The 22,608-nt window shown below is 66.2% G+C and carries 23 protein-coding genes; 11 read left to right on the plus strand and 12 right to left on the minus strand.

Annotated features, from left to right (window positions below; all coding sequences use genetic code 11):
• Window positions 1-6: 6 nt before the first annotated feature.
• Window positions 7-1,284, minus strand: coding sequence for an acetyl-CoA C-acetyltransferase (locus CCOS865_RS25480; RefSeq protein ID WP_119146100.1), 1,278 nt, complete (start codon window positions 1,282-1,284; stop codon window positions 7-9).
• 118 nt (window positions 1,285-1,402) lie between these two features.
• Here CCOS865_RS25480 and CCOS865_RS25485 point away from each other — a divergent pair, with 118 nt between their 5' ends.
• From CCOS865_RS25485 to CCOS865_RS25515, 7 genes are all read left to right on the plus strand, one after another.
• Window positions 1,403-2,755: a 3-oxoacyl-ACP reductase gene (locus tag CCOS865_RS25485; protein ID WP_119146102.1), complete on the plus strand. Its 1,353-nt coding sequence runs from the start codon at window positions 1,403-1,405 to the stop codon at window positions 2,753-2,755.
• Window positions 2,756-2,757: 2 nt separating this feature from the next.
• On the plus strand, window positions 2,758-3,609 hold the full coding sequence (locus CCOS865_RS25490) for a MaoC family dehydratase (protein WP_119146104.1): 852 nt from the start codon (window positions 2,758-2,760) through the stop codon (window positions 3,607-3,609).
• Window positions 3,610-3,675: 66 nt separating this feature from the next.
• Complete coding sequence (locus CCOS865_RS25495) at window positions 3,676-3,981, plus strand: MazG-like family protein (protein ID WP_119146106.1); 306 nt, start codon at window positions 3,676-3,678, stop codon at window positions 3,979-3,981.
• Entirely contained in the window at window positions 3,978-4,727 is a 750-nt protein-coding gene (locus CCOS865_RS25500; protein ID WP_119146108.1) for a methyltransferase domain-containing protein, read from the plus strand. Before CCOS865_RS25495 ends, CCOS865_RS25500 begins: the two co-directional genes overlap by 4 nt.
• Window positions 4,728-4,749: 22 nt before the next feature.
• Entirely contained in the window at window positions 4,750-5,382 is a 633-nt protein-coding gene (locus CCOS865_RS25505; RefSeq protein ID WP_119146110.1) for a DUF4136 domain-containing protein, read from the plus strand.
• Between the two features lie 19 nt (window positions 5,383-5,401).
• A complete protein-coding gene (locus CCOS865_RS25510) occupies window positions 5,402-5,962 on the plus strand; it encodes a DUF4136 domain-containing protein (RefSeq protein ID WP_119146112.1) in 561 nt (186 codons plus the stop codon).
• A gap of 98 nt (window positions 5,963-6,060) precedes the next feature.
• Window positions 6,061-8,016 (plus strand): pilus assembly protein TadG-related protein, encoded by a 1,956-nt coding sequence (locus tag CCOS865_RS25515; protein WP_244216178.1) that lies wholly within the window; start codon window positions 6,061-6,063, stop codon window positions 8,014-8,016.
• Here CCOS865_RS25515 and CCOS865_RS25520 read toward each other — a convergent pair.
• Both CCOS865_RS25520 and CCOS865_RS25525 read right to left on the minus strand, forming a co-directional pair.
• On the minus strand, window positions 8,001-10,562 hold the full coding sequence (locus CCOS865_RS25520) for an ATP-binding protein (protein ID WP_119146406.1): 2,562 nt from the start codon (window positions 10,560-10,562) through the stop codon (window positions 8,001-8,003). The two genes, CCOS865_RS25515 and CCOS865_RS25520, sit on opposite strands and share 16 nt — an antisense overlap.
• A 65-nt stretch (window positions 10,563-10,627) precedes the next feature.
• A complete protein-coding gene (locus CCOS865_RS25525; RefSeq protein ID WP_119146114.1) occupies window positions 10,628-11,068 on the minus strand; it encodes a TadE/TadG family type IV pilus assembly protein in 441 nt (146 codons plus the stop codon).
• A 90-nt stretch (window positions 11,069-11,158) separates the two neighbouring features.
• Between CCOS865_RS25525 and CCOS865_RS25530 the strand changes: the two genes are divergently transcribed.
• Together CCOS865_RS25530 and CCOS865_RS25535 are read left to right on the plus strand one after the other, a co-directional pair.
• Complete coding sequence (locus tag CCOS865_RS25530; protein WP_119146116.1) at window positions 11,159-11,629, plus strand: A24 family peptidase; 471 nt, start codon at window positions 11,159-11,161, stop codon at window positions 11,627-11,629.
• Window positions 11,630-11,740: 111 nt separating this feature from the next.
• A complete protein-coding gene (locus tag CCOS865_RS25535) occupies window positions 11,741-12,523 on the plus strand; it encodes a response regulator transcription factor (protein WP_415842716.1) in 783 nt (260 codons plus the stop codon).
• Here the strand turns inward: CCOS865_RS25535 and CCOS865_RS25540 are convergent.
• The 8 genes from CCOS865_RS25540 to cpaB all read right to left on the minus strand — a co-directional run bounded on the left by CCOS865_RS25540 (window position 12,520) and on the right by cpaB (window position 19,936).
• Window positions 12,520-12,780, minus strand: coding sequence for a DUF3613 domain-containing protein (locus tag CCOS865_RS25540; RefSeq protein WP_119146120.1), 261 nt, complete (start codon window positions 12,778-12,780; stop codon window positions 12,520-12,522). The genes CCOS865_RS25535 and CCOS865_RS25540 overlap by 4 nt on opposite strands.
• Before the next feature lie 64 nt (window positions 12,781-12,844).
• A complete protein-coding gene (locus tag CCOS865_RS25545; RefSeq protein WP_119146122.1) occupies window positions 12,845-13,522 on the minus strand; it encodes a tetratricopeptide repeat protein in 678 nt (225 codons plus the stop codon).
• 13 nt (window positions 13,523-13,535) lie between these two features.
• Complete coding sequence (locus tag CCOS865_RS25550) at window positions 13,536-14,423, minus strand: type II secretion system F family protein (protein WP_119146124.1); 888 nt, start codon at window positions 14,421-14,423, stop codon at window positions 13,536-13,538.
• A 2-nt stretch (window positions 14,424-14,425) separates the two neighbouring features.
• Window positions 14,426-15,307: a type II secretion system F family protein gene (locus tag CCOS865_RS25555; RefSeq protein WP_119146126.1), complete on the minus strand. Its 882-nt coding sequence runs from the start codon at window positions 15,305-15,307 to the stop codon at window positions 14,426-14,428.
• Window positions 15,304-16,560: a TadA family conjugal transfer-associated ATPase gene (locus CCOS865_RS25560; protein ID WP_119146409.1), complete on the minus strand. Its 1,257-nt coding sequence runs from the start codon at window positions 16,558-16,560 to the stop codon at window positions 15,304-15,306. Before CCOS865_RS25560 ends, CCOS865_RS25555 begins: the two co-directional genes overlap by 4 nt.
• Entirely contained in the window at window positions 16,557-17,747 is a 1,191-nt protein-coding gene (locus tag CCOS865_RS25565; protein ID WP_119146128.1) for a CpaE/TadZ family protein, read from the minus strand. The genes CCOS865_RS25560 and CCOS865_RS25565 overlap by 4 nt, the downstream gene beginning before the upstream one ends.
• Window positions 17,744-18,988: a type II and III secretion system protein family protein gene (locus tag CCOS865_RS25570; RefSeq protein ID WP_119146130.1), complete on the minus strand. Its 1,245-nt coding sequence runs from the start codon at window positions 18,986-18,988 to the stop codon at window positions 17,744-17,746. The genes CCOS865_RS25565 and CCOS865_RS25570 overlap by 4 nt, the downstream gene beginning before the upstream one ends.
• Window positions 18,989-19,006: 18 nt before the next feature.
• The gene (gene cpaB, locus CCOS865_RS25575) at window positions 19,007-19,936 is read right to left on the minus strand and encodes a Flp pilus assembly protein CpaB (RefSeq protein WP_119146132.1); all 930 of its coding nucleotides are present in this window, start codon (window positions 19,934-19,936) and stop codon (window positions 19,007-19,009) included.
• A gap of 280 nt (window positions 19,937-20,216) precedes the next feature.
• On the opposite strand from cpaB, the gene CCOS865_RS25580 reads away from it, so the two are divergent.
• Together CCOS865_RS25580 and CCOS865_RS25585 are read left to right on the plus strand one after the other, a co-directional pair.
• Entirely contained in the window at window positions 20,217-20,402 is a 186-nt protein-coding gene (locus tag CCOS865_RS25580) for a Flp family type IVb pilin (protein ID WP_119146134.1), read from the plus strand.
• Window positions 20,403-20,454: 52 nt separating this feature from the next.
• Window positions 20,455-20,865: a response regulator gene (locus tag CCOS865_RS25585; RefSeq protein ID WP_119146136.1), complete on the plus strand. Its 411-nt coding sequence runs from the start codon at window positions 20,455-20,457 to the stop codon at window positions 20,863-20,865.
• Between the two features lie 51 nt (window positions 20,866-20,916).
• Here the strand turns inward: CCOS865_RS25585 and CCOS865_RS25590 are convergent, their stop codons facing one another.
• Entirely contained in the window at window positions 20,917-22,587 is a 1,671-nt protein-coding gene (locus CCOS865_RS25590; RefSeq protein ID WP_119146138.1) for a ShlB/FhaC/HecB family hemolysin secretion/activation protein, read from the minus strand.
• Between the last annotated feature and the right edge of the window lie 21 nt (window positions 22,588-22,608).

Genomic DNA, 22,608 nt, shown 5'->3' on the forward strand with positions numbered 1-22,608 from the left:
GTTTGCTCAGCGCTCAACGATCACCGTCACCCCCTGCCCGCCCGCCGCGCAAATCGAGATCAACCCGCGTCCCTTGCCGGCTGTGGCCAACAGCTTGGCCATGTTGGCCAGCACCCGCCCACCGGTCGCGGCAAACGGATGCCCCGCCGCCAGCGAGCTGCCCTTCACATTCAGCTTGGTCCGGTCGATCGCCCCCAGCGGTGCCTCCAGCCCCAAGCGGGTGCGGCAGTAGTCGGCATCCTCCCAGGCCTTGAGCGTGCACAGCACTTGGGCGGCGAACGCCTCGTGGATCTCGTAGTAGTCGAAGTCCTGCAAGCTCAGGCCATTGCGCGCCAGCAAACGCGGCACGGCATACACCGGGGCCATCAATAGCCCCTCCTGGCCGTTGACGAAGTCGACCGCCGCCGTCTCGCCATCGACCAGGTACGCCAGCACCGACAGGCCCTGCGCCTGGGCCCAGGCTTCACTGCCCAGCAACACCACCGAGGCACCATCGGTCAATGGGGTCGAATTGCCCGCAGTCAGGGTGCCCAGGCCACTGCGGTCGAACGCCGGCTTGAGCTTGGCCAACTGCTCCAGGGTGAGGTCAGGGCGCAGGTTGTTATCGCGGTTCAGGCCCAGGTAAGGCGTCAGCAAGTCGTCATGCCAGCCCTCGCTGAACGCTTGTGTCAGGTGCCGATGGCTAAGCAGGGCCAACTCATCCTGGGCTGCGCGTTCGATCTGCCAGGTCTGCGCCATACGCTCGCAATGCTCGCCCATCGACAGCCCGGTACGCGGCTCACCGTTGCGCGGCAGTTCCGGCTTGAGATGGCCAGGGCGCAGCTTCAGCAGCGGTTTGAGCCGTTCACCGAGGGTCTTGCCGCGATTGACCTCGAGCAAGATCCGCCGCAAGCCCTCGCTGACCCCAATGGGGGCATCCGAGGTGGTGTCGACGCCACCGGCAATGGCACTGTCGATCTGCCCCAGGGCGATCTTGTTGGCCACCAGCAAGGCCGCTTCCAGGCCGGTGCCGCAGGCCTGCTGGATGTCGTACGCCGGGGTTTGCGCCGACAGCCGCGAGCCGAGCACGCACTCGCGGGTCAGGTTCATGTCCCGCGAGTGCTTGAGCACCGCCCCGGCCACCACCTCTCCCAAGCGCAGGCCATGCAGGCGATGGCGCTCGATCAGGCCTTCTAGGGCGGCGGTAAGCATCGCCTGGTTGCTGGCGTTGGCGTAGGCACCGTTGGAACGGGCAAAGGGGATTCGGTTGCCACCCAGGATCGCGACCCGGCGAGTTGAAGGCATGCGTTATTTCCTCCTGAAACAATTTGATCCGTACAGCCTAGGTGTTTTTCGCCCATTCGAACGACCACCCGGCAAAGTTGGTCCACACTTCATTGCTTGCCTTCAGGGAGACCCGCACATGAGTGATCGCTACCTCGGCTTCGCCAACTCCAACCTCGGCCGCCGCCTGGTGGACGCCTTCGGCCTGCCCAGCCCGGCACCGCTGGAGCGCTGGCAGGCCGGGCGTCTGCGCCCGGTCGAAGGTGCCCTGGTGCTGGGTGGCGGGCCCTTGGCGAACCAGGTCGAGGCGATTGCCGCGCGGCTCACCGACGAACTTTACAGCTTCGCCGGCACTGACCTGCAGGCGCCGGCGTGGGTGGCCGGCCTTGGACCCAAGCTCAAGGCCGTGGTGTTCGATGCCAGCCACCTGTCCGACAGCGACCAGCTCAGCCAGTTGCGTGAATTCTTCCAACCTTTGGTGCGCAGCCTGGCGCCGAGTGCCCATGTGGTGATCCTCGGCCGCCCGCCAGAAGCCCTCGACGCGCCACTGGCCAGCGTCGCCCAGCGCGCCCTCGAAGGCTTCAGCCGCTCGCTCGGCAAGGAGCTGCGCAACGGCGCCACCGCCCAACTGCTGTATGTCGCTGAAGACGCCCACGATCAGCTCGAAGGGGCCCTGCGCTTCTTCCTCTCGCCGAAAAGCGCGTTCATCTCCGGCCAGGTGCTGCGCCTCCAAGCGTGCGCCAGCCAGGTGCAGGACTGGACCCGGCCGCTGGCCGGGCGCCGCGCGCTGGTGACCGGCGCCGCCCGTGGCATCGGCGCGGCGATCGCCGAAACCCTGGCCCGGGACGGCGCCGAGGTGGTGCTGCTCGACGTGCCACAGGCGCAGCAGGACCTCGACGCCCTCGCCGGCCGGCTGGGTGGCCGCGCGCTGGCGCTGGACATCTGCGCCAATGATGCCGCCGCCAAGCTGCTCGAAGGCTTGCCTGAGGGCATCGATATCGTCGTGCACAACGCTGGCATCACCCGCGACAAGACCCTCGCCAACATGACCCCGGAGTACTGGGACGCGGTCATGGCGGTCAACCTCAAGGCGCCGCAGGTACTCACCCAGGCGCTGTTCGACGCCGGCGCGCTCGGCGCCGACGCACGCATTACCTTGCTGGCGTCGGTCAGCGGCATCGCCGGCAACCGCGGCCAGGCCAACTACGCCGCCAGCAAGGCCGGCCTGATCGGCCTGGCCCAGGCCTGGGCGCCGACACTGGCCGAGCGCGGCGGCAGTATCAACGCAGTCGCCCCGGGCTTTATCGAAACCCACATGACCGCCGCCATGCCCATGGCCCTGCGCGAGGCCGGCCGGCGCCTGAGTTCGCTGGGCCAGGGTGGCCAGCCACAAGATGTCGCCGAGGCCGTGGCATGGCTCAGCCAGCCCGGCTCCGGGGCGGTCAACGGCCAGGCCCTGCGGGTCTGCGGCCAGGCGTTGATGGGGGCATGAGCATGAACCGCCAATGGCACGACCTGCACAGCCCCGATTCCAGCGCCAGCCTGTACCTGCGTGCGCTGGGCAAACGCAAGATCAGCGGCGATCGCTTGCCCGAGGCCGGCCTGCGCTGCCTGCTCCGGGTCCAGCCCGAGCACCTTGCCGCCTACCGCCGGCTGTGCCACTTCGCCGACGACGGCCGCCTGCCCGGCACCTACCCGCATGTGATGGCGTTCACCTTGCAACTGCAGTTGCTGACGGCGCCAGACTTCCCCTTTCCGCTGCTCGGTCTGGTCCACCTGCACAACAGCATTCAAGTCCTGCGGCCACTGGGCGGCATCGGCGGGCTGCGCTTTGCGGTGTACGCCGACAACCTGCAGGCGCATGCCAAGGGCGGCACGTTCGATCTGATCAGCGAAGCCGAGGACGGCCTGGGCCTGCTCTGGCGCGAAACCAGCCGCATGCTGGTGCGCGGCCTCAAGCTCGCAACGCAGGGCACTGAACAGGCAGAGGTCGAGCCCGGCGCGCTGGCCGAAGCCACACGCTGGTACGCCGACAGCGATATCGGCCGGCGTTATGCCAAGGTCTGTGGCGACTACAACCCGATTCACCTGAGTGCGCCGACGGCGCGGCTGTTCGGCTTCCCCAGGGCGATCGCCCACGGCATGTGGAGCAAGGCCATGAGCCTGGCCGCGCTGGGCGGCCACCTGCCTGCGGCAGGCTTCGAGTTTGCCGTGGATTTCCGCAAGCCGGTGCGTTTGCCGTCGGAGGTCGTCCTCAGTGCCAGTGCGGCAGGCCCGGCAGGTGAACTGCGACTGGACGGCCACGGTGACCTGCTGCACATGGTCGGGCGCTGGCAGACCTTGTGATCGCCCCCGACGACGCTTGCTTTACATCAGGGCTAGCCGGAAGCTATGCGCCATAGGAGAGCCCTGATGAACCTGCAAGAACTGACCGAACGCCTGCACCAGATCCGCGACAACAACGATTGGCGCGGATTTCACAGCCCGAAGAACCTGGCCATGGCCGCCAGCGTCGAGATGTCCGAGCTGGTGGAAATCTTCCAGTGGCTAACTGAAGACCAGTCGCGCCAACTGCCCCCCGAGCAACTCGCCCACGCCGGCCAGGAAGTCGGCGACATCGTCCTCTACCTGCTGCTGTTGTGCAGCGAGCTGGGCCTGGACATGGACCAGGTGGTACGGGCCAAACTGGCCGACAGCGAAAGGCGCTTCGCCCGATGAACGACCGTCACTTCGACCAACTGGCCACCCGCTTCGCCGAGAAGATCTACGGCGGGGCCAAGGGTGCGATTCGCCTTGCGGTGCTCCAGGCCGACCTGGCCGAGGCCCTGCCCGATCGCCCGCTGCGCATCCTCGACATCGGTGCTGGCCTGGGCCACATGGCCTTGTGGCTGGCCCAGCGGGGGCATCAGGTGACCCTCGCCGAGCCGGCCGCGCCGATGCTCGACGGGGCCAAGGCACGCTTCGCCGAAGCCGGCCAGAGCGCCACGTTCATCCAGGCGCCCTGGCAGGACCTGCTCGGCCAACTCACTGAACCGTACGACCTGGTGCTGTGCCACGCCGTGCTGGAATGGCTCGCCGAACCCGAGAGCATCCTGCCCGTGCTGCACCAGCTGACTGCCGCTGACGGCTGGTTGTCGCTGGCGTTCTACAACCGTGATGCGCTGGTGTACCGCAACCTGCTCAAGGGTCATTTCCGCAAGTTGCGCAGTAATCACCTGGCCGGCGAGAAGCAGAGCCTGACCCCGCAAAAACCGCTTGATCCGCGTGAGCTGCGGGCGCAACTTGAACCGATCTGGGCGGTCGAAAGCGAGAGTGGTGTGCGGGTGTTCCACGACTATATGCCCAGGGAGTTCCAGGCCAAGGCCGAGTTGCTCGACCTGCTGGAAATGGAGCTGGCCCACCGCCGTCATCCAAGCTTCGCCGGGCTGGGCCGCTACCTGCACTGGATCTGCCGACCGCGTTGACCCCACCCGCCGGGAGAACCGCATGCCCTACCGTCTGCTGTGCCTGGCCCTGCTGCCGTTGGCGTTGGCCGCCTGCCAGGGCAGCAACCCCTACGTCGCGGCGGGTTCGATCCCGCCCGCACCAGCCCAGGCTGCAAACACCTTCGACGCCAGCGCCTACCCGGCGCCGCCGCGCGACTATGGCCGCTACCGCAGCTGGAGCTGGCGTAACGGCCAGTTGCCCAGTGGCAGCGCCAGTGCCGACCCGGCGCAGTTGGCCGATGCGGTCAGCGGCGCCCTCGACCAACATGGCCTGCGGCCGGCCCGCGCGGGCAACGCCGACCTGCTGGTAAGCGCCGACCTGCGCCTGGAGCGGCGCCTGCGCCAGGTGCGTGATTACGATTACGACCCTTACTACGGCGGTGGCTACCCCTATGGCGGTGTCGGTTATGGCGGCTACCGCAATGGCTATGGCGGTTACGCCAGCGTGCCGATCGTACGCACCTACGAGGTCGAGGTGATGGTGGTGCGCATCGACCTGTTCGACGCCCGCAACGGCCAGCCGGTGTGGAGCGCCAGCGCCGAAAGCGGCAGTGGCAAGGACTCGCCCCGGGATCGCGAGAGTGCCCTACGCGACTCCATAGACAAGGCACTCAGCGGCTATCCTCCCAGTTAACGCTTAACGGAGAATCATCATGTTGCGTCGTCTCGTTGTGCTGTCCATCGTGCTGTTGCTGGGCGCCTGCTCGAGCAACAACGTCCAGCAGGATTTCGACGCCAGTCGTGATTTTGCCGGTTACCGCAGCTGGGCCTGGCAGGACCCCGGCTTGCAGTACCGCCCGGACGATCCGCGGATCAAGAGTGACCTGACCGAACAGCGTATCCGCCAGGCGATCGCCGACCAGCTCGACCAGCGCGGCCTGCGCCCGGTGCAAGGCGCTGCACAGGCAGACCTGAAGGTGCGCAGCTACCTGATCGTGGAACAGCGCCAGCAGCAGATCACCACCAATTATGGCGGTGGCTGGGGAGGCTATTGGGGCGGCTACTGGGGTGGGCCGATGTACAACGAAACCCGCAGCGTCGACTACAAGGTGGCGACCATCCAGGTCGACCTGTTCGATGGCCGCGACGGCAAGCTGGTCTGGCGTGGCAGTGCCGAGCAGATCATGAACAACTACCCGCCCAGCCCGCAGGAGCGCAATGCCGCGATCCAGAAGACCGTGGCGCAGGTGTTGAGCCAGTACCCGCCGCATTGAGCCACGCGGCCGGCAGAGCAGGCAACTTGCCATTAGCTTGACTACACTCCAGGCACCGCCGCCACGCTGCATGGCTAATGGTCGGCAAAGGAGTGCCCGTGGTTACCCGTTCCGCTGTGCGCCAACGGGGTGCGATCGGCTTGATGGCCGCGATCACCCTTGGCCTGGCCCTGCTGTTCATGCTGTTGGTGGTCGACAGCGGCAGGCTCTACCTGGAACAACGCAAGCTCCAGCGCATCGCCGACATGGCGGCGCTGGAAGCCGCCGGGCAATATGCCGTATGTACCGGCACCGGCCCGCAGGCCACCGCCATCGCCCGCACGGCGGCCACGCGCAACGGCCATCTACCGGGCGACCCGCTGCAAGCCAGCTGCGGCTACATGCAGACGGGCGCCAACAGCACACGGGCGTTTACCAGCGACAACGCGCGCAACGAAGTGATCAAGGTCGATGTGCGCCACACCGTGGCCACCAGTGTTGCAGCCGGCGTGTTTGCCCTGGTGCAGAACGGCAACCTGCCATTGACCACGACCCTTCATGCCAGCGCGGCAGCCGCGCTGCCGCTGCCGCCGCAGGCCATGCTGCGCATCCGCACGACCCTGGCCAGCGTCAATACGCAACAGTCGGTTCTCCTCGACGCGCTGCTCGGTGCCCTGGGCAGCAGCACCAAACTGGAGCTGCTCGGCTGGCAGGGCATCGCTTCTGCGGACATCAACCTGCTCAAGTACCTCGATCAACTGGCCATCGACCTGGGCGTGAAGGTCGGTGACTACGACAAGGTGCTCAGCGCCGATGCCACCATCAGTAAGCTGCTCGACGCGGCGGTCAAGGTGCTGCAACAGAGCGGTGCGTTCGCCGATGCGGCGACCAGCCTGGGCAAGCTGAGCCTGGGCACTGCCAATGGCACGGTTTTGCACCTGGGTGAGTTGCTCGATATCCAGAACGGCACCGCACAGGCCGGGCTGGACACCAGTATCCAGCTGCTGCAGCTGGTGCAAGGTGTGATCCAGCTGGCGGCCAGTGAGAGCGCGGCCACCGCCGACCTGCCAATCAGCGTGCTGGGCCTGGTCAATGGCCGGGTGCGGATCAAGGTCATCGAGCCGCAGCAGATCTCGGCGGTGGGCGACCCGAGCAAGGACACCCTCGAAGTGCATACGGCGCAGATCCGGGCGATGATCTCACTCGACCTGCCGCTGCTGACGCTGCTGGGCAACCTGCTCAACGATGTACTCGCGCTGGCAGCGCCATTGACCAACATCGTCAATAACCTGCTCAGCCTGAATCTGGGCGCCACGCTGAATTCAGTGGTATGCCTGCTGGGCGTACCTTGCGACGTCATCAGCATCAAGTTGCTGGATACCCAGGTACGCATCGACATCGGGCTGGAGGCCGCCGAAGCGACTACCCGACTCGACCCGGCGGCGTCAGACACGTTCAGCTGCTCGCCGAAAAGCATCAAGGCGCTGACACGCAAATCGGCGGTAAAACTGGCCGTGGGCAAGTTCGACTCGCCAGATGCGTTCTTCACCCAAGGCACGACCGCGGTCAAGGCCGTGCCCTTGATAGATATCGGCACCCAGCGCTGCAGCAAACTTCTGGGCCTGGGCGGCAGCACGTCGTGCGCCGCCCGCATACCCTATGCAGCGGGGGGTATCGGCATACGGGTAGACAGCAAGGTACTGGGCAGCGGTCCAGTGGACCTCGGATTACTGTTCAACGGCACCAGCGCCCCTCCCAACATCGGCCTTCCTGCGGCGTACTTGCCGATGGCCGATACACTGGTGGTGTCGAGCCTCGGCGACACCTTGATGGGCGTTCATCTCGAAGCCTACAAACCCACCGTCAATAGCGGCCTCGGGCAGATAATGGTGCTCACTGCCGGCCTGCTCGACATCGTCAAGAACACCCTCCAACCGATCATCAAGGGCCTGCTCAGCAACTTGCTGGACCCGCTGATCAACACCCTGCTCAAGGTCCTGGGCATCGACCTGAACAACGCTGAAGTCGGCGCCAACCTGACCTGCTCCGGGAGCCGTGCTCAGTTGATCATGTGAGCCGGCAGGCTGATACAGAAGCACGCGCCGTCGCCCCGGTTCTCGACCCACAGGCTGCCGCCCATGGCGACCACGATGCCGTGGCTCACCGACAGCCCCAGCCCGGTGCCGACGCCGGCCGGCTTGGTGGTGAAGAACGGCTCGAAGATCCGCTCCAGCAACAGCGGATCGATCCCCCCGCCGTTGTCTTCCACCCACAGCATCACCTGGCCCGGCGCGAGGCTCTGGTGCACGCAGATCCGCGCCGCCGGGCGGGCCTGTTGCAGCAGCGCGTCGCGGGCATTGACCAGCAGATTGATCAACACCTGTTCGAGCTGGTCCTGATGGCCGAGTACCTGGGCAAGCTGGCGCGGGGCCTCGACCTGCAAGGTGACGCCCTTGCCGCGCAACCCCTCGTCGAGCAACGCCACCGCGCCCACCACCGCGGCCCAGGCCGGGAACGCTGCACGCTCCACCTCGGAACGCCGGCCAAACACCCGCATGTGCTCCACCAGCCGCGCCGCGCGCTCCACCTGGGCCTCGATGCGCTGCAGTTTTTCCAGCAGGTAAGTCGGCTCCGCGGTGCCGTTCTCGAGCCGTTTCATGGCATTGACGGTGGCCATGCGCATGACATTGAGTGGCTGGTTGAGCTCGTGCATCAGGCCGGTGGCCAGCTCACCCAGGGTCGCCATCTTGGCCCCTTGCAGCAGTTGCTGCTGGCTGCGCCGCACCTCGGTGTTGTCGCGCCCGACCGCCTGGATTTCCAGCAGCCGGCCCTGCGCGTCGAACAGGCCGCGATCGGCCCAGATCCACCAGGCGTGCTCGCGCCCAGGCAGTTGCAGGCAGATCTCGGCACTGCTCATCGGTTGCTCCGGGGTCAACGCCTGCAGGCGCTGCACAAACGCCTCGCGCTGGCCGGGCGATAGCCACTGATCGAGGTTCATGCCGACCAGCTGTTGGGGCGTGCAATGCAGGTAATCGGCCAGCGGCCGGTTGCCGAACACCAGGCTCAGGTCCGGCCGGTAGCGGCAGATCATCGCCGGCGAGTCCTCCACCAGCACCCGGTAACGTTCCTCACTCTGACGGACCCGTTCGGCCGCCTCGGTGGCCTCGCTGACATCCAGCCACAGCCCTACCACTTCCAGCGGCTGACCGAGGTCGTCGCGCAGCAGCCGTGCCTCGTCGAGGATCCAGTGATAGCCGCCGCGGCTGTCGCGCAAGCGCAAGCGACAGCGCACCTGACCCTCGCGCAGCAGGCTGCGGGTCCGTTCCAGCCACAGCGGCTGGTCATCCGGATGCACCGCCAGGCCAGGCTGGCGGGCCTGCTCGCTGTCGCTGGTCCACCCCAGTAACGGCGTCAGGCTGGCGCTGAAGAATTCGCTGTGCAGGGCGCCGTCGACGCAGCGCTGCACGTAGATGACCGCCGGTGAGCTGGCGATCAGGTTTTCCAGCCGCGCACGCGCCGCACCGGTCTGTTGTTCTTGCGCCTTGAGGGCGCTGATGTCGAGCAGAAAGCCGCGCAGGCGGCGCCCCTGCAACTGGCCGGCCCAATGCAACCAGCGCTGCCCATCGGCGTCAGGCACACGCAGCGCCAGGCTCAGCTCACGGCCGGCCCAGGCCTGCTCCAGGGCCAGTTGCAGCGGCTCGCGGTCGGCCGGGTGGAGACGCGCCAACCACTGTTCCAAACTGATCTGGCGCGGCAGGCCAAGGCTCGCGGCAAGCGCCGGATCCAGCTGCAGGTCACCCTCCAGCGGCCACTCCCACCAGCCTGCGCCGAGTTGCGCCTGCAGCTCGTCGAGGTGGCGCGCCTGGTGCAGGCTGCGGGCATGGTGCAGCCGGCTGAGCAACGGTTGGCCCAAGGCCTCGACCAGCCCCTGGGCACCGTGTGGCGTAGTCGCGCCGCCCGCGCAGAGTAACCAGGCCTGCACGTCCGAGGCTTGCCGATAGGGCACCAGGCTCAGCGTGCCGCCCGCGCACAGTGCCAGCAGTTCCGCCGGCAGCTGGGTGTCAGACAACGCCTGTGGCGGCAGTTGGCTCAGCCACGGCTGCAACCTGGCATCGTCTGGCCAGGGCCACTGCTCATCGCTGCTGGCGTAACTGTGCCAGTGGCCGTCCTCCTCGACCATCAAACGCAGCGAAGCCGCCTGCCAGTGCCGCGCGAGGCCCTGCAACTGTTCGCTCACCGCCTCGCACAGGTGCGCTTCACCACACTCGCGCAGGGCACGGCTCATCTGCGTGGCCAGCACCTGCTCGGCCTGTTGCTGACCGTTGCTGGCGCGTTCGTGGAGCAGGTCACCGACGTCGAACAGCTGCAACATCCACGCCTCGCCCTGGCGCAGCAGCCAACCGCGGGTGTGCAGTGGATGGCCCAGCACGCCCTGGAAGTCCAGGTCCAGCGGCTGCCCCTGCCAGTCTGCCGGGTCACCTTCGAGGACCACCCAGCTGTGCCGCTGCACGTAGTCGTGCAGCCGGCGCTGGCCCGGTGCGGGCAAGGCCAGCAGGGTGCGCAGCGGCCCCGCCAGGCGCAGCACCCGGGCCTGGTCGTCGAGCCAGACCTGCAAGCCCATTGCCGCCGGCTGCTCGGCCTCGGCCGACGGCAACGGCGCCGCGCGCCAACGATCGAACAGGCCGCTCACAGCTGCAGGCTCGCTTCGGCCTTCAACTGCGCAGGCAGCCGCGGCACCTCACCGATCAACGGCAAGCGCAAGAACGGCACCACGTTGTTCAGGCGCGCACTCGGGTAGTCGATCGTCACGGTCAGCAGCTTGTTGGCAAGCACCACGCGGGCATCCGTGGCGGACCGGAAGCCCAGGGCCGCGGGCATCCAGCTCAACTGCTGGTCGATCACCTGGCGGGCCAGGATCTGCACGTCATTGGCGTACGTGGCACTGGTCGGGTCGAGCGCTACACAGCGGCGCACCGCCTCGCTGCTGGCCTGGTTGAACGACTGCAGCATGAGCATCGGCAGCGCATAGCTGACCACACCGTAGAACACCGCGAAAAAGATCATGAATACCGCGACAAACTCGATGGCTGCTGCGCCTTTTTGCCGTCCTGCCGGGCTTGCTTGCATGTTCGCGTCTACCCTGACTATGAAACCCAGACTTAACCAACCTGAGTGACAGCATAGAACCGTTCAACGAATAGGGATGGCGATTTGCCAATGCACAGCATTGTTCTCTTGATGTGGCTTGCCTTGTGTACTGAACAGGATGTCCGTGAACGGCAGATTTCCAACACCCTGACCCTGGGTGTGGCCGCCTGTGCCCTGGCCTGGATGTTCGCCACCGGCCACAGCTGGATCGGCGCCGACGCCAGCGATGCCGGCTGGGCGCTGGCGATCGTCATGCTGCTGACCCTGCCCGGCTACATGCTCGGGCGCTTTGGCGCGGGGGACGTCAAGCTGATGGCCGCGCTGGCCTTGGCCACCAGCCATCAATACGTGCTCGGCACCTTTATCGGGGCGGGTATTGCCGTGCTGCTGTGGCTGCTCAGCCGGCGCCGCCTGTGGACCCTGCTCAACCCCAAAGTGAAGAAGCGCCTGCAGGCCCTGGCCGAGCAGGTGGGCGACAAACAGCCGTTCGCACCCTACGTACTCGTGGGCTTTTTATTGACCTCCGTATGGATCCAATGAATGACCAGACGGTCGGATAACTTGTACAGCCCTTGTACATAACCGCAAAGTGAGACTACTTTCTAAAGCGTCAGTGTGTCTGGCACGGGAGCGGGCGAATCAAACAGGGAGTTGAACGTGAACAGATCGGTGAGTGAGGTAAAGATCCTGGTAGTCGACGACCAGGCAGTGATCGTCGAAGAACTCTGCGAATTTCTCGAGAGCCAGGGCTATGCCTGTGTCCCTGCCCACTCGACGGCCCAGGCGCTCCAGCGCTACCAGGCCGACGAGGCGATCGGCCTGGTGCTGTGCGACCTGCACATGCCCGAGCGCGATGGCATCGAGCTGGTCCGCGCGCTCAAGGAGAGCACCGGCCGCCAGCGCATGTTCGAGGCGATCATGCTCACCGGCCGTGCCGACAAGCAGGATGTGATCCGCGCCCTTCGCGAAGGGTTTGCCGACTACTACCAAAAGCCCATGAACCTCGATGAACTGCTCGAAGGCGTACGCCGCCAGGAGCAGGCATTGCTCGATCGGCGGCGCAACTTCCGCGAGCTGGGCAGCCTCAACCAGCGCCTGCAATACCTCGCGGAGTCCATCGACGACCTCTACCAGGACCTGGAAAAAGCCCGCGGCCAAGGCACCCACCGACGTGCCGGCGATGCCGAGGAAGGCGAAGCCGAGCTGCCGGCCGTGTTCGAAAAACTCTCGCCGCGCCAGCTCGAAGTCGCCAAGCTGGTCAGCAAGGGCAAGACCAACTACCAGATCGCCTGCGAGCTGGGCATCACCGAGAACACCGTCAAACTCTACGTGTCGCAGGTGCTGCGCCTGACCCACATGCACAACCGCACGCAGCTGGCGCTGGCCCTGACCCCACGCTCGTCACCCATCCACCAGCGCTTCGCCACCCACTAGTTATCCTCCGAGCCGCTCTTCACCCAGCGGAAGAAGTCCGGGATCTGGTACTTGTAGGTCTCCAGCCAGCGATGCATGGATTGGTCGCGCTCGCTGGCGGTCTGCACTTGCAGCCGGGGCGAGGCCTGCTGGTTGCTCGATTGCACCCGGAGCAGGGCTTCGGTGGCAGTTTCGGGGGGTGACGGGTATGCCAGCTCGACGGCCATGGCAGCCATGGAGCCTGAGAGACTGGCCAGCAGGATCATGTGCTTCAGCATCGTTTCGCCCTCCCGAGCATTGAACTGGGGTCGCACCCGAAGTTCGGGTTTTCAACTGAATCATTCAACTGAGGGGCAGCCCACCGCGCCCACTCGACTTCAACTGCTTGGCCCGCGCCTGCGCCTCGGCAAACTGCTGCGGTTTGAGGCGCAGGCGGGTGACCAGGTCGGCCGCCTGCTGCCAGTTGTCCTGTACCAGCGACAAGGTCACCAGGTTGACCGCGGGCAAGGGGTTGTCATCCTTCAGCTCGATCGCCGTGAGAAATTCGAAGCGCGCCTGCTCATGGCGGCCCAGGTTCATCAGCACCACACCGAGGTCGTTGCGCACCTTCTCGTCGGTCGGCGCCAGCTTCACCGCACGCTGCAGGTTGAGCAGGGCCTGCACGTCATCGCCACGCGCCGAGGCGATCTGCCCCAGGCCGTGTTCACCTTCCGCGGCCAGGCAGCCGCCGAGCAGGCTGCGATAGAGCGGCTCGGCCTCGCTGCGACCGAGCAGGCGGAGCACCTTGGCCTTGCGCAGGCGGACCTGGTCCATGCTCTCGGGGAGTTCCTGCAAGTGCGCCAGGCTGGCGTGCGGGCGGCCCTCCTTGAGCATTTCATCCGACAGGTTCAGCGCCAGCTGCTGGTCGCTGTCCGGCTTGGCACAACTGCCGCCAGCGAGCAGGTGGGCAAACCCCGAAGGCGTCTGGCCGGCACAACCGGTCAGCGCCAACAGCCCCGTCAACAGCCATATCGCTTTCATCGCAACGCTCCCCTCATGACCCCAATGCCCGCGCCAACGCGGTCAGGCCCGGACCCGCCAGAACAATCAGCAGGGCCGGGAACAGAAACACCATCATCACCGCCGACATCTTGGCCGACATCTTCGACACCCGCTCCTGCAGCCGGGTCAGGCGCCGGTCGTCGAGCAGGGTCTTCAAGCCCTGCAACGACTTCATCGCGCCGCTGCCCTGCACCAGCAACTGGCGCAGGATCACGCAGGTGTCGACCAGTTCGTCCACGGCCAGCAGACCGGCGGTTTTTTCCAGTTCGCTGGCCAGGGCCATGCCCGAGTCGACCCGCTGCAGCACCAGACGCAGCTCTTCGCTGATCTCAGGCAGCAGCGTGCGGCCTTCCTGGCTCAGCACCCGCAGCGCCTGCTCGACGGTGAGCCCGGTCTCGAAAAGGATGCGCAACAAGGGGATCAGCAGGCTCACCTCTTGGGCGATGCGCTGCTGACGACGCGCCGCCGCCACCGCCAGAAACCGCTTGGGCAGCAAGTAGCCAACACCCAGTGCGCACATCGGCAGCACCAGCCAGTGGCCGACCCAGGCACCGATCAGCCCGTGCTGAAACACCAGCGCCAGGCCCACCGCCAGCAGTGGCAGGCCGAGCTGGAACGCAGCGAACAGCGCCCGCTGACGACTGCGCCGCCAACCGACGCGGTCGAGCAGCGCCTGGGTTTCGCCATCCAGCCGTTGCAGGCGCAGGCCCAGCTTGCTGCTGCCCAGCCAGTGCAACCAGTCCCCCAGGCGCTCTTCGCGGGCCAGCTGGCCCTGCAGCCGACGGGCGATCAACAGCCGCGTGCGCAACTGGCGCAGCATCTGCGCACCCAACAGGGCGAAGCCGGCCAACAGACACACGGCACACAGTAGCCAGGCCATCGTCACAGGCTCCTCATCATGCGCCACAGCACCAGGCAACCCAGGGCCTGGAAGGCGAAGGCCAGCAACAGCAGGATCTGCCCCTGGCTGTCGCGCCACATGCTCAGCAGGTAGGTGGGGTTACCGAGCAGGAAATAGCCCACCATGCACAGCGGCAACAGGCCGAGAATCCACGCGGTGACTCGGGTTTCGCCGGTCATTGCCTTGAGCTGCCGAGCGCCGTGCTCGCGTTCGCGGATCAGCTTGATCAGGTTTTCCAACAGCTCGCTGGCGTTGCCGCCGTACTGCTGGTTGATGCGCAGGCCCAGGGCGAGCAGGCGCAACTCGTCCTGGTCGTAGAGCTCGGCCAGCTCGCTCAAGGCAGCGTCCAGCGCCACGCCGAGACGCACGCTGCGGCGCACCCGCTCCATGGTCGAGCGCAACGGCTCACGGCTACCGTCGATGCCACCCAGCACCGCATCGTTCAGGGTGCGTCCGGCCTTCAGGCTGCGCACGCTGTAGTCGAGCAGGTTGGGCAGTTGCTCGATGATCAGGCGCAGGCGCCGGCGATAGCGCCAGCTCAGGTACAGGCGGCCGAGCAACGGCACGCCGAGCACCAGCAGCAGTGCGCCAGGCCAGCCCGCCGCCAGTTGCCCCAGCAGGATCAGGCCGACCCAACCGAGCAGCCATGGCTGGGGATTGAACTGGGTGGTGTCCAGCCCCGCGCGCAGCAGCAGCGGGTCGAACCAGTCGCGGCGCGCCTTGCCCGCGCGCACCGCGCGGTAGGCGCGGCCCAGGCGCTGGAGGATGCGCTCTTCGCCACGCTTGTACAGGCCCAGGCGAAACAGCAGCAGCGAGACGCCCAGCAACAAGGGCGACAGCGCCAGCAGCAGCGCGCCGCTCACAGCACACCTTCGTTGCGCAGCTTGGCCCCGGCCGGGTTCGGCGCCTCCCGCAGGAATACATCGCCGCCACGCCGGTCGAGGCGGAACAGGGTATTGGTGACGTACACGTCGTCGCGCACGCCGACCACTTCGAGCACTTCGCTGACGCAGCGCCGGCCATCCGGCAGGCGCGTCAGCTGGATGACCACGTCGAGCGCCGCGCAGATCATCTGGCGCAAGGTCTTCTCGGCGATCTGCCGGCCACTCAGGCCGACCAGCGTCTCCAGGCGCAACAAGGCGTCCTGGGCGGTGTTGGCGTGCACCGTGCTCATCGAGCCGTCATGCCCGGTGTTCATCGCGGTGAGCACGTCGAGCACCTCGGCGCCACGGATCTCACCGAGCAGGATGCGGTCGGGGCGCATCCGCAGGGCGTTGCGGATCAGGTCGCTGGACTTGATCTCGCCATGCCCCTCGACGTTTGGCGGGCGCGTCTCAAGGCGCACCACATGGGGGTGATTGAGCTGCAGCTCGGCGACGTCCTCGATGGTCACCAGGCGCTCATGCGCGGCGATCATCTGGCTGAGGATATTGAGCAGGGTGGTCTTGCCGGTGCCGGTACCACCGCTGACCAGGATGTTGCAGCGCCGCCCCACCGCACGCTCGAGAAAGTCGAAGATGTTCTGGTCGATGGCGCGGGTCGCGAGCAGGTCGGCACTCTTCAGCATGTCGCTGCGAAACTTGCGGATCGACAGGCACGGCCCGTCCAGCGCCACCGGCGGGATGATCGCGTTGACCCGGCTGCCGTCGGGCATGCGCGCATCGACCATCGGCGACGATTCGTCCAGGCGCCGGCCCAGTGGCGCGAGGATGCGCTGCATGACCCGCTCGACGTGGTGCGCGTCGATGAAACGCAGGTCGCTCAGTTGCAACAGCCCGGCGCGTTCGACGAACACCCGGTACGGGCCGTTGACCAGGATCTCGGTGACGCTGGGGTCGCGCAGCAGCACCTCCAGTGGGCCATAGCCGGTCAGTTCGTCGACCAGCTCCTCGGCCATGCGCTCCATTTCGTAGCGCGACAGCGCCAGGCGCAGGCGCGCCACATAGTCGCCGACCTGCTCGAAGACGAACTGGGTCAGCGCCGGCCGCGCCCCTTCGAGCAGGTTGCGCCCGCTGTCCTCGATGGTGTCGATGACATGCCGGTGCAAGGCGCGCTTCAGCGCCTGCGGCTCGGCTGCCGCATGGCGCGGCCCGCCGAACGGCTCGTCGCCGCTCACTTGCTGCCCCACAGCCGACGCAGCCAGGTGACGTTCGGCGCCGCCAGGCTTTCCGAGCGCCGCGCCAGGCGCTCACCCAGGGTTTGCAGGGCCTGGGTGAGGGTTTCCCGCGGGGCCACTTCGAACAGGCTCAGGCCTTGGTTCTTGGCACTCAGACGCACCTCCGGGCTGTACGGCAGGGTCTTCAGCAACGGCAAGCCGTAGCGCTTGGCCAAGGCATCCGGGTCGGGCGCGACGTTGCGCAGGTAACGGTCGACCAGCAGGCTGGCGTGGTCCAGCTTCATCCCACGGTCGCGCCACTGCTCGAGCACATGCAGGTTGCGCCGGCAGTCGATGATGTTCTGGTCGGTGTAGAAGATCAGCTTGTCGCAGTGGGCCACGATGGTCCGCAGGGCTTCACTGTCGGCCTGCCCGGTGAGGTTCACGACAATGTGCTTGAAGTGCTGGCGCAGGGCACTGAGGAGCATGTACAGCTCGGCCGGGCTGGTCTTGCGCAACAGCTCGTCGGGTTCGGCGTAGGCCAGGATGCGCAGGCCGCTGTTGTCGCGGGCAAAGGCACTGTCGATCAGCGTCGCATCCAGCCGCCGCAGATGGCGCAGGGCGTCGCCGAAGAAGAACGAGGCTTCCAGGCCGAGCAGCGCCAGGCTGTCGCCGCGCGGCAGGCCGAGGTCGAGCAGCAGGGTCTGCTGGCCGCTGTTCTGCACCACCCGCGCCAGGTGGGTGGTCAGCAGCGCGCCATCGGCGCCGCGCTGGGCGCCATACAGCACGGTCAGGCCGCCCAGGCTGGGGTTGCTGGTGACCGTTGGCAGGCGCTTGCTCAGGCGCCGCACCAGCCCGGCCACTTCGCTGGCCCGCGAGCCATAGGCAACGAAATCGCGGGCGCCGGCGCGCATGGCGTGCAGCACCAGCTGGTTGTCCAGGCCATCGCCGAGGGCGACGATCGCCAGCATCGGCTTGGCTTCCAGCACCCCTTCGATCAGCGCGCACTGGTTGACCAGTTGCTCACGGTCCAGGCCAATGAACACCAGGTTGCTGAAGGTCACGTCGACCAGCGCCAGCAGCTCGTCGAGGCTGCCACCGCTGGCGCCGATCACCTGCCCGTGGGACGCCAGGGCGCCCTGCAGCCAGCTGAGGTCCTCTTCGTTGCGGGTAATCGCCAGGCAGGTCTGGTTCAGGTGCTCGCTCATCGTGATAACCCGCTACGGCCGTCGAAGTTGCCGTTTTCCAGGAAGAACAGCTGGCCCCAGCTCGGGTCGTAGGTGCGCAGGCTTTCGCCCGGCAGCTCCGGCAGGCGGGCGTTGGCCGCCAGCGGCTGGACCAGGTGGGGGGTGACGATCATCAGCAGCTCGGTGTCTTCACGGTTGAGGGCCGACTGGCGGAAGAGCGCACCGATGATCGGCAAGCTACCCAACCCAGGCAGCCTGTCGACCGCCGAGCGGGTGTTGGCGCTGACCAGGCCACTGATGATGAAACTTTCACCGTCGGCCAGGGAGATGCTGGTATCCGTGCGTCGTACGCTCAGGCCAGGCACCAGGGTGCCGGCAATGTTGACGGGGTTGGTGTAGTCCAGTTCGCTGACTTCGGGCGCCACCTTGAGAATGATGCGGTCTCGGCTGATCACCGTCGGCGTCAAGGCCAGGCGCACGCCAAACTCCTTGTATTCGATCGAGACGTTATCGCTACCCGAACTGGGGACCGGAATCGGAATTTCACCACCGGCCAGGAAACTTGCGGTCAGACCACTGAGCACGGTCAAGCTTGGCCGCGCCATGGTGTAGGCGAACCCGCTGTTTTCCAGGGCGTTGATCATTGCCAGAAAGCGGCTGCTGCCACCGCCCCAGACGATGTTGAAGACATTGTCGTCGAGCGGAATCACAGGCCGTATGCCCGAGGCGCCGCCCGGGCTGACGGTGGTGCCCGGGACGGTCCCGGGCGAGCCGATCAGGCTGTTGTTCGAGCCGCTGAAAAACAACCGCGCGCCGGCTTCCTTGTACTTGCTGCGCCGCACCTCGACGAAGCGGATGTCGGCCTGCACCTGGCTCGGCAGCTGGCTGTCCTGCGACGGCAACAGCGCCCCCGCGGCCATGTCGACGGAGGCCTGGCCCTTGACGAACAGCATCGCCCGATGCGGCGTCGGCGCGCAGGCGGTCCACAGCATGACGCTGGTACTGCCCGGCGCCACGGCGGTCAGCAGCACCGCTCGCTCGCCGCTGGCCTGCACGTCGGCGACCTTGGGCTCGCCCACCGCCACCCGGCTGATCGCCACCGGCAGGCGCAGCTCCTGCTGCAGACCCTGGTCCATCTCGATCACCGAGGGCAGCTCGGCAAACGCCGCGCAGCCTTTGCTCGCCGCTTCGGCCAATGGCCAGGCGAGCAACAAAGGCAGGGCGAGGCACAACGGTGTGAACATCCGCGCGGAACTACGCATGGCGGCATCCTTGCTGGGTCAGGGTGTCTTGGTCGAATCGTTGGCCTGGGCGCCGCGAATGATCTGCATGCCAGGTGCCGCTCCAGTGGTGGCCGCCTTGGCGATCGGCACCTGGGACAACTGACTGAAACGGAACAGCTCGCGGTTGGCCTCGGCCACCTGCGGCTTGGCCTGCGGGTTGGCCCAGTAGCCGGCCAGCAATTGCTCGTCGGCACTGCGCACGGCCAGGCGCAAGGTGCCGGCCTGGGCCGCGAGCATCAGCCGGCTGGCCAGTGCCTCGGGCACGGCCAGGGCCACGGTGCGGGTGCCATTGCCCATGGGCTGGCGGGCTTTCTGTTCTTCGGCGGTCTGGGCCGGGTGGCCGTCATTGGCCAGGCCCGTCTGCTCGCCGACGCTGAGCACCCGCAGCGCTGGCAGGACGATCTGCGCGGACGACTGCGGGTTGTTGTTTTCCTCGCGCAAGAACAGCAGCACGTCGACATAGTCGCCGGGGCGCAATTGCCCCGCCGCGCCGATCACTTCATCGACCGCCAGCGCCACCGCGCGCTCGTGGCGGCGGATCATCCGCGCCAGCGGGCCGCCCGCCTGAAAGCTGTTCTCGTCGAGCCACGCGCCCTGGGTCAGGGGCCGCGCACTGCTGCGCCCAAGCACTTGCTCAAGCTGGCTGAAGGCGCCTGCGGGGACCACCTGCAGGCGCTCGAGCAAGACATCCTCTTCGCTCAGCGGGGTGTTGGCCGCCACGTCCCGACGCAGCACGACGATGGGCGAACGGCGCGGCTCATCGACCTGGACCGGCGCGGGTACTGCCACCGGCTGCGCAGCGGCCTCGGCGGTGGGTGGCGCAGCGACCGGCGCGGGCGGACGACTCAGGGTCAGCCCCCAGTAGCCCGCGAGCAAGGCTGCAAACAGAAACACACCGGCAAGGATCATGGTCAAGCGACTGCTCATTACCGCTCTCCCGTCCTGGAAGCATGATGGCAAAAAGTAACTATTTCGCTATTGGACGGTAGTCCAGAGCAGCTATTTCGCCATGAAGCACGTCAGCAATTTCGAGTCACGAATTTGACAGTGATACAAAACAGGAACTTAGCGCGACTGAGCCGAACCCGTACTTTATGACTAACTCATTGATACATTTGCGCGCCGGCGCAGGAAGGCGATGATTTGATGGCAAAGGGGTATCACTGCAGTACCCCGACCCGCGCCGAACCGCGCAAGGAGATGTGCCATGCTGCTGCTCAAACTCTATGTTCACTGCAAAACTTTTCTGCAAAGCAAAGAAGGGGCTTCGGGTATCGAATACGCGGTGATTGCGGCGATGGTCGCGGTAGCGTTGGCGGCGTTCGTGACGCCTATTTCGACTCAAGTAACCAATTTGATGCAGACCATCCAAGACGCGATCACTACTCCTTAAAAGCAGCACCTTCTCGTCGCTGTACGTTAATGTTCGGACCTAGGAGCCGCCAATGCCCAACTCTTCCTTGCGTCAGCAACTACTGTTAGTCGACGACGAGGAAGAGGCATTGCAGGAGCTGGCCGAACTGCTGGAAAACGAAGGTTTCCTGTGCCACACCGCGACCTCGGTGAAAGTCGCCTTGCAGCAACTCACCCAGCACCCGGACATCGGCCTGGTCATCACCGACCTGCGCATGCCTGAAGAAAACGGTATCGCCCTGATCAAGCGCCTGCGCGACCACACGGCCCGGCAACACCTGCCGGTGATCGTCATGTCCGGGCACGCCGACATGGAAGACGTCAGCGACCTGCTGCGCCTGCACGTGCTGGACCTGTTCCGCAAACCGATCTACCACGCCCGCCTGCTGGAAACCCTGGAAAACCTGTTCCCCACCCCCAGGATGCAAATGGTCAGGCAGTGATTGTTGCCGCGTCGTTGACGTCCTCATCGCGGGGGCATGCACCAGCGCCCTTCATAACTGATAGCTAAAGCTCAACGTCACCCGCGGACGCCGGTTGAGGCTGTCCAGGGCGATGTCCGACATTGGCTTGGCCACTTCCACCGCGATGTTGTAATAGTGCGCGTCGCCAAAGCGCATGCCCAGCGCGGCGGACGACAGTTTCGACTGCTGCACCTCGAGTTCGTTGAACCAGGCCCGCGCGGCATCCACTGCCACGTAGGGCTGCAGTACCTTCACCCAGTTGCCGTCACGCTTGAAGCTGTAGTTCAGCTCGTAGGCCAGCCCCCAGCCCTTGTCGCCGGAGGCCTGGTCGCTGGGGTAGCCACGGCCGAAGTTCTGCCCGCCGAAGACCGCCCGTTCACTGTCGGGCAAGCTGTCGCCGCTCCAGTACAGCGCCGCCGAAGCCACGCCTTGCCAGTTCTGCAGAAACTGATCGCTCTGCAGGGCCGACAGGCGCAGACGGAGGAAATCCAGGTCGTAGTCGGCGTTGCTGCGCGCACCGAGGTAGTCCAGGCCCTGGTACACCCCGGCACTGACGATCCGCAGACGCTGCGCCTCGGCCTTGCGCCAGTCGCCCTCGAACGACAGCGCGCGGAGGTCGGTCTCGCTGTCCAGTTGCAGGGGGAAACCCACCACCTGATAGTCGATGCGGTCATTGACCGCGTAAAAGCGCCCGACCACCTCCAGCCACTCGGTGGGCGAGGCGATCAGCGCCTGGCTGATCCCGATCGAATAGCGCTCGTTTTCGCGGTGCTGGGTCAGGTCGATACCGTTGTCGAGGCGGATGAGCGCCTTGGGATCGCTGCGATAGCGCGAGGCCGAGAGCAGCACCTTGCTGCCTTCGCTGTCCAGGTACTGGCTGTAATCCAGACGCCAGTAGCGCGCGTTGTCCTCACCCGGTGGCACCAGCACGCTGGCCGAGAGCTGCTCGGCGAAGCGGGTCTGGCCATTGCTGGTGACGCCGATCAACGCCTGCAGGTCGTCGCGGCTGCTCTCGCTCAGGCTCAGGGTGCTGGTGAAGGGCTTGCGCGAGGCCTGGGCGATCATCCGCGCGCCGCCATCGGTGGTGCCCGGCGGCGGCACCTGGGCTTGGAAGGTCACGCCGGGGATCCGGCTGATAAGGCTGGTGTAGCGCTCGAAGGTCTTGCGCGTCAGCGGCCGCTCGGCCTTGAGCTTGGTCATCAGTTCATCCAGGTAGGCGGCGCTGGCGCCGATATCGCCCTGGAGCTGGTAATCGCGGATATAGCCCTCGACCAGTACCACCCGCACCCGACCGTCGGCGAAATCCTGCGGAGGCAAGTAGGCGTACGACAGCAGATAACCATCCTGCTGGTAGCGCTGGGTCAAGCGGCGGGTGACGTCGATCAGCTCTGCCAGGCTGACCTGGCGGCCGATCAGCGGGCGGTAATGCTCGCGCAGGTCATTCAGCGGGTAGACGGTCCCGCCCTCGAACCGCACCTTGCGTACCTGCACCTGGGTGTTCATCTGCAAGGGCGGCGGCTGCGCGCTGCCGTTGCTCGGCAACTGCGCACCGGAGGGGGTGGGGCGATACGCGTCGGCGGGCAGGTTGGGAATCGGCAAGCGGCGATCGGTGTCGTTGCTGTTGAGAAAACTTGGCAGGGGTTCGGCATGGGCCAGACTGGCCCAGGAAACGATCAGCAGGGGCATGACCAGAGCACGCATTCGGATACTCCATGATCCGCA

Source organism: Pseudomonas reidholzensis (genome assembly GCF_900536025.1).
GTDB lineage: Bacteria > Pseudomonadota > Gammaproteobacteria > Pseudomonadales > Pseudomonadaceae > Aquipseudomonas > Aquipseudomonas reidholzensis.

Coding starts and splice junctions, on each gene's coding strand:
- cpaB (WP_119146132.1), bottom strand. CDS start 19,936: ATGAGCAGTCGCTTGACCATGATCCTTGCCGGTGTGTTTCTGTTTGCA.
- CCOS865_RS25590 (WP_119146138.1), bottom strand. CDS start 22,587: ATGCGTGCTCTGGTCATGCCCCTGCTGATCGTTTCCTGGGCCAGTCTG.
- CCOS865_RS25480 (WP_119146100.1), bottom strand. CDS start 1,284: ATGCCTTCAACTCGCCGGGTCGCGATCCTGGGTGGCAACCGAATCCCC.
- CCOS865_RS25490 (WP_119146104.1), top strand. CDS start 2,758: ATGAACCGCCAATGGCACGACCTGCACAGCCCCGATTCCAGCGCCAGC.
- CCOS865_RS25570 (WP_119146130.1), bottom strand. CDS start 18,988: ATGCGTAGTTCCGCGCGGATGTTCACACCGTTGTGCCTCGCCCTGCCT.
- CCOS865_RS25545 (WP_119146122.1), bottom strand. CDS start 13,522: ATGAAAGCGATATGGCTGTTGACGGGGCTGTTGGCGCTGACCGGTTGT.
- CCOS865_RS25530 (WP_119146116.1), top strand. CDS start 11,159: ATGCACAGCATTGTTCTCTTGATGTGGCTTGCCTTGTGTACTGAACAG.
- CCOS865_RS25565 (WP_119146128.1), bottom strand. CDS start 17,747: ATGAGCGAGCACCTGAACCAGACCTGCCTGGCGATTACCCGCAACGAA.
- CCOS865_RS25495 (WP_119146106.1), top strand. CDS start 3,676: ATGAACCTGCAAGAACTGACCGAACGCCTGCACCAGATCCGCGACAAC.
- CCOS865_RS25500 (WP_119146108.1), top strand. CDS start 3,978: ATGAACGACCGTCACTTCGACCAACTGGCCACCCGCTTCGCCGAGAAG.
- CCOS865_RS25505 (WP_119146110.1), top strand. CDS start 4,750: ATGCCCTACCGTCTGCTGTGCCTGGCCCTGCTGCCGTTGGCGTTGGCC.
- CCOS865_RS25525 (WP_119146114.1), bottom strand. CDS start 11,068: ATGCAAGCAAGCCCGGCAGGACGGCAAAAAGGCGCAGCAGCCATCGAG.
- CCOS865_RS25580 (WP_119146134.1), top strand. CDS start 20,217: ATGCTGCTGCTCAAACTCTATGTTCACTGCAAAACTTTTCTGCAAAGC.
- CCOS865_RS25485 (WP_119146102.1), top strand. CDS start 1,403: ATGAGTGATCGCTACCTCGGCTTCGCCAACTCCAACCTCGGCCGCCGC.
- CCOS865_RS25550 (WP_119146124.1), bottom strand. CDS start 14,423: ATGGCCTGGCTACTGTGTGCCGTGTGTCTGTTGGCCGGCTTCGCCCTG.
- CCOS865_RS25540 (WP_119146120.1), bottom strand. CDS start 12,780: ATGCTGAAGCACATGATCCTGCTGGCCAGTCTCTCAGGCTCCATGGCT.
- CCOS865_RS25585 (WP_119146136.1), top strand. CDS start 20,455: ATGCCCAACTCTTCCTTGCGTCAGCAACTACTGTTAGTCGACGACGAG.
- CCOS865_RS25520 (WP_119146406.1), bottom strand. CDS start 10,562: ATGGGCTTGCAGGTCTGGCTCGACGACCAGGCCCGGGTGCTGCGCCTG.
- CCOS865_RS25510 (WP_119146112.1), top strand. CDS start 5,402: ATGTTGCGTCGTCTCGTTGTGCTGTCCATCGTGCTGTTGCTGGGCGCC.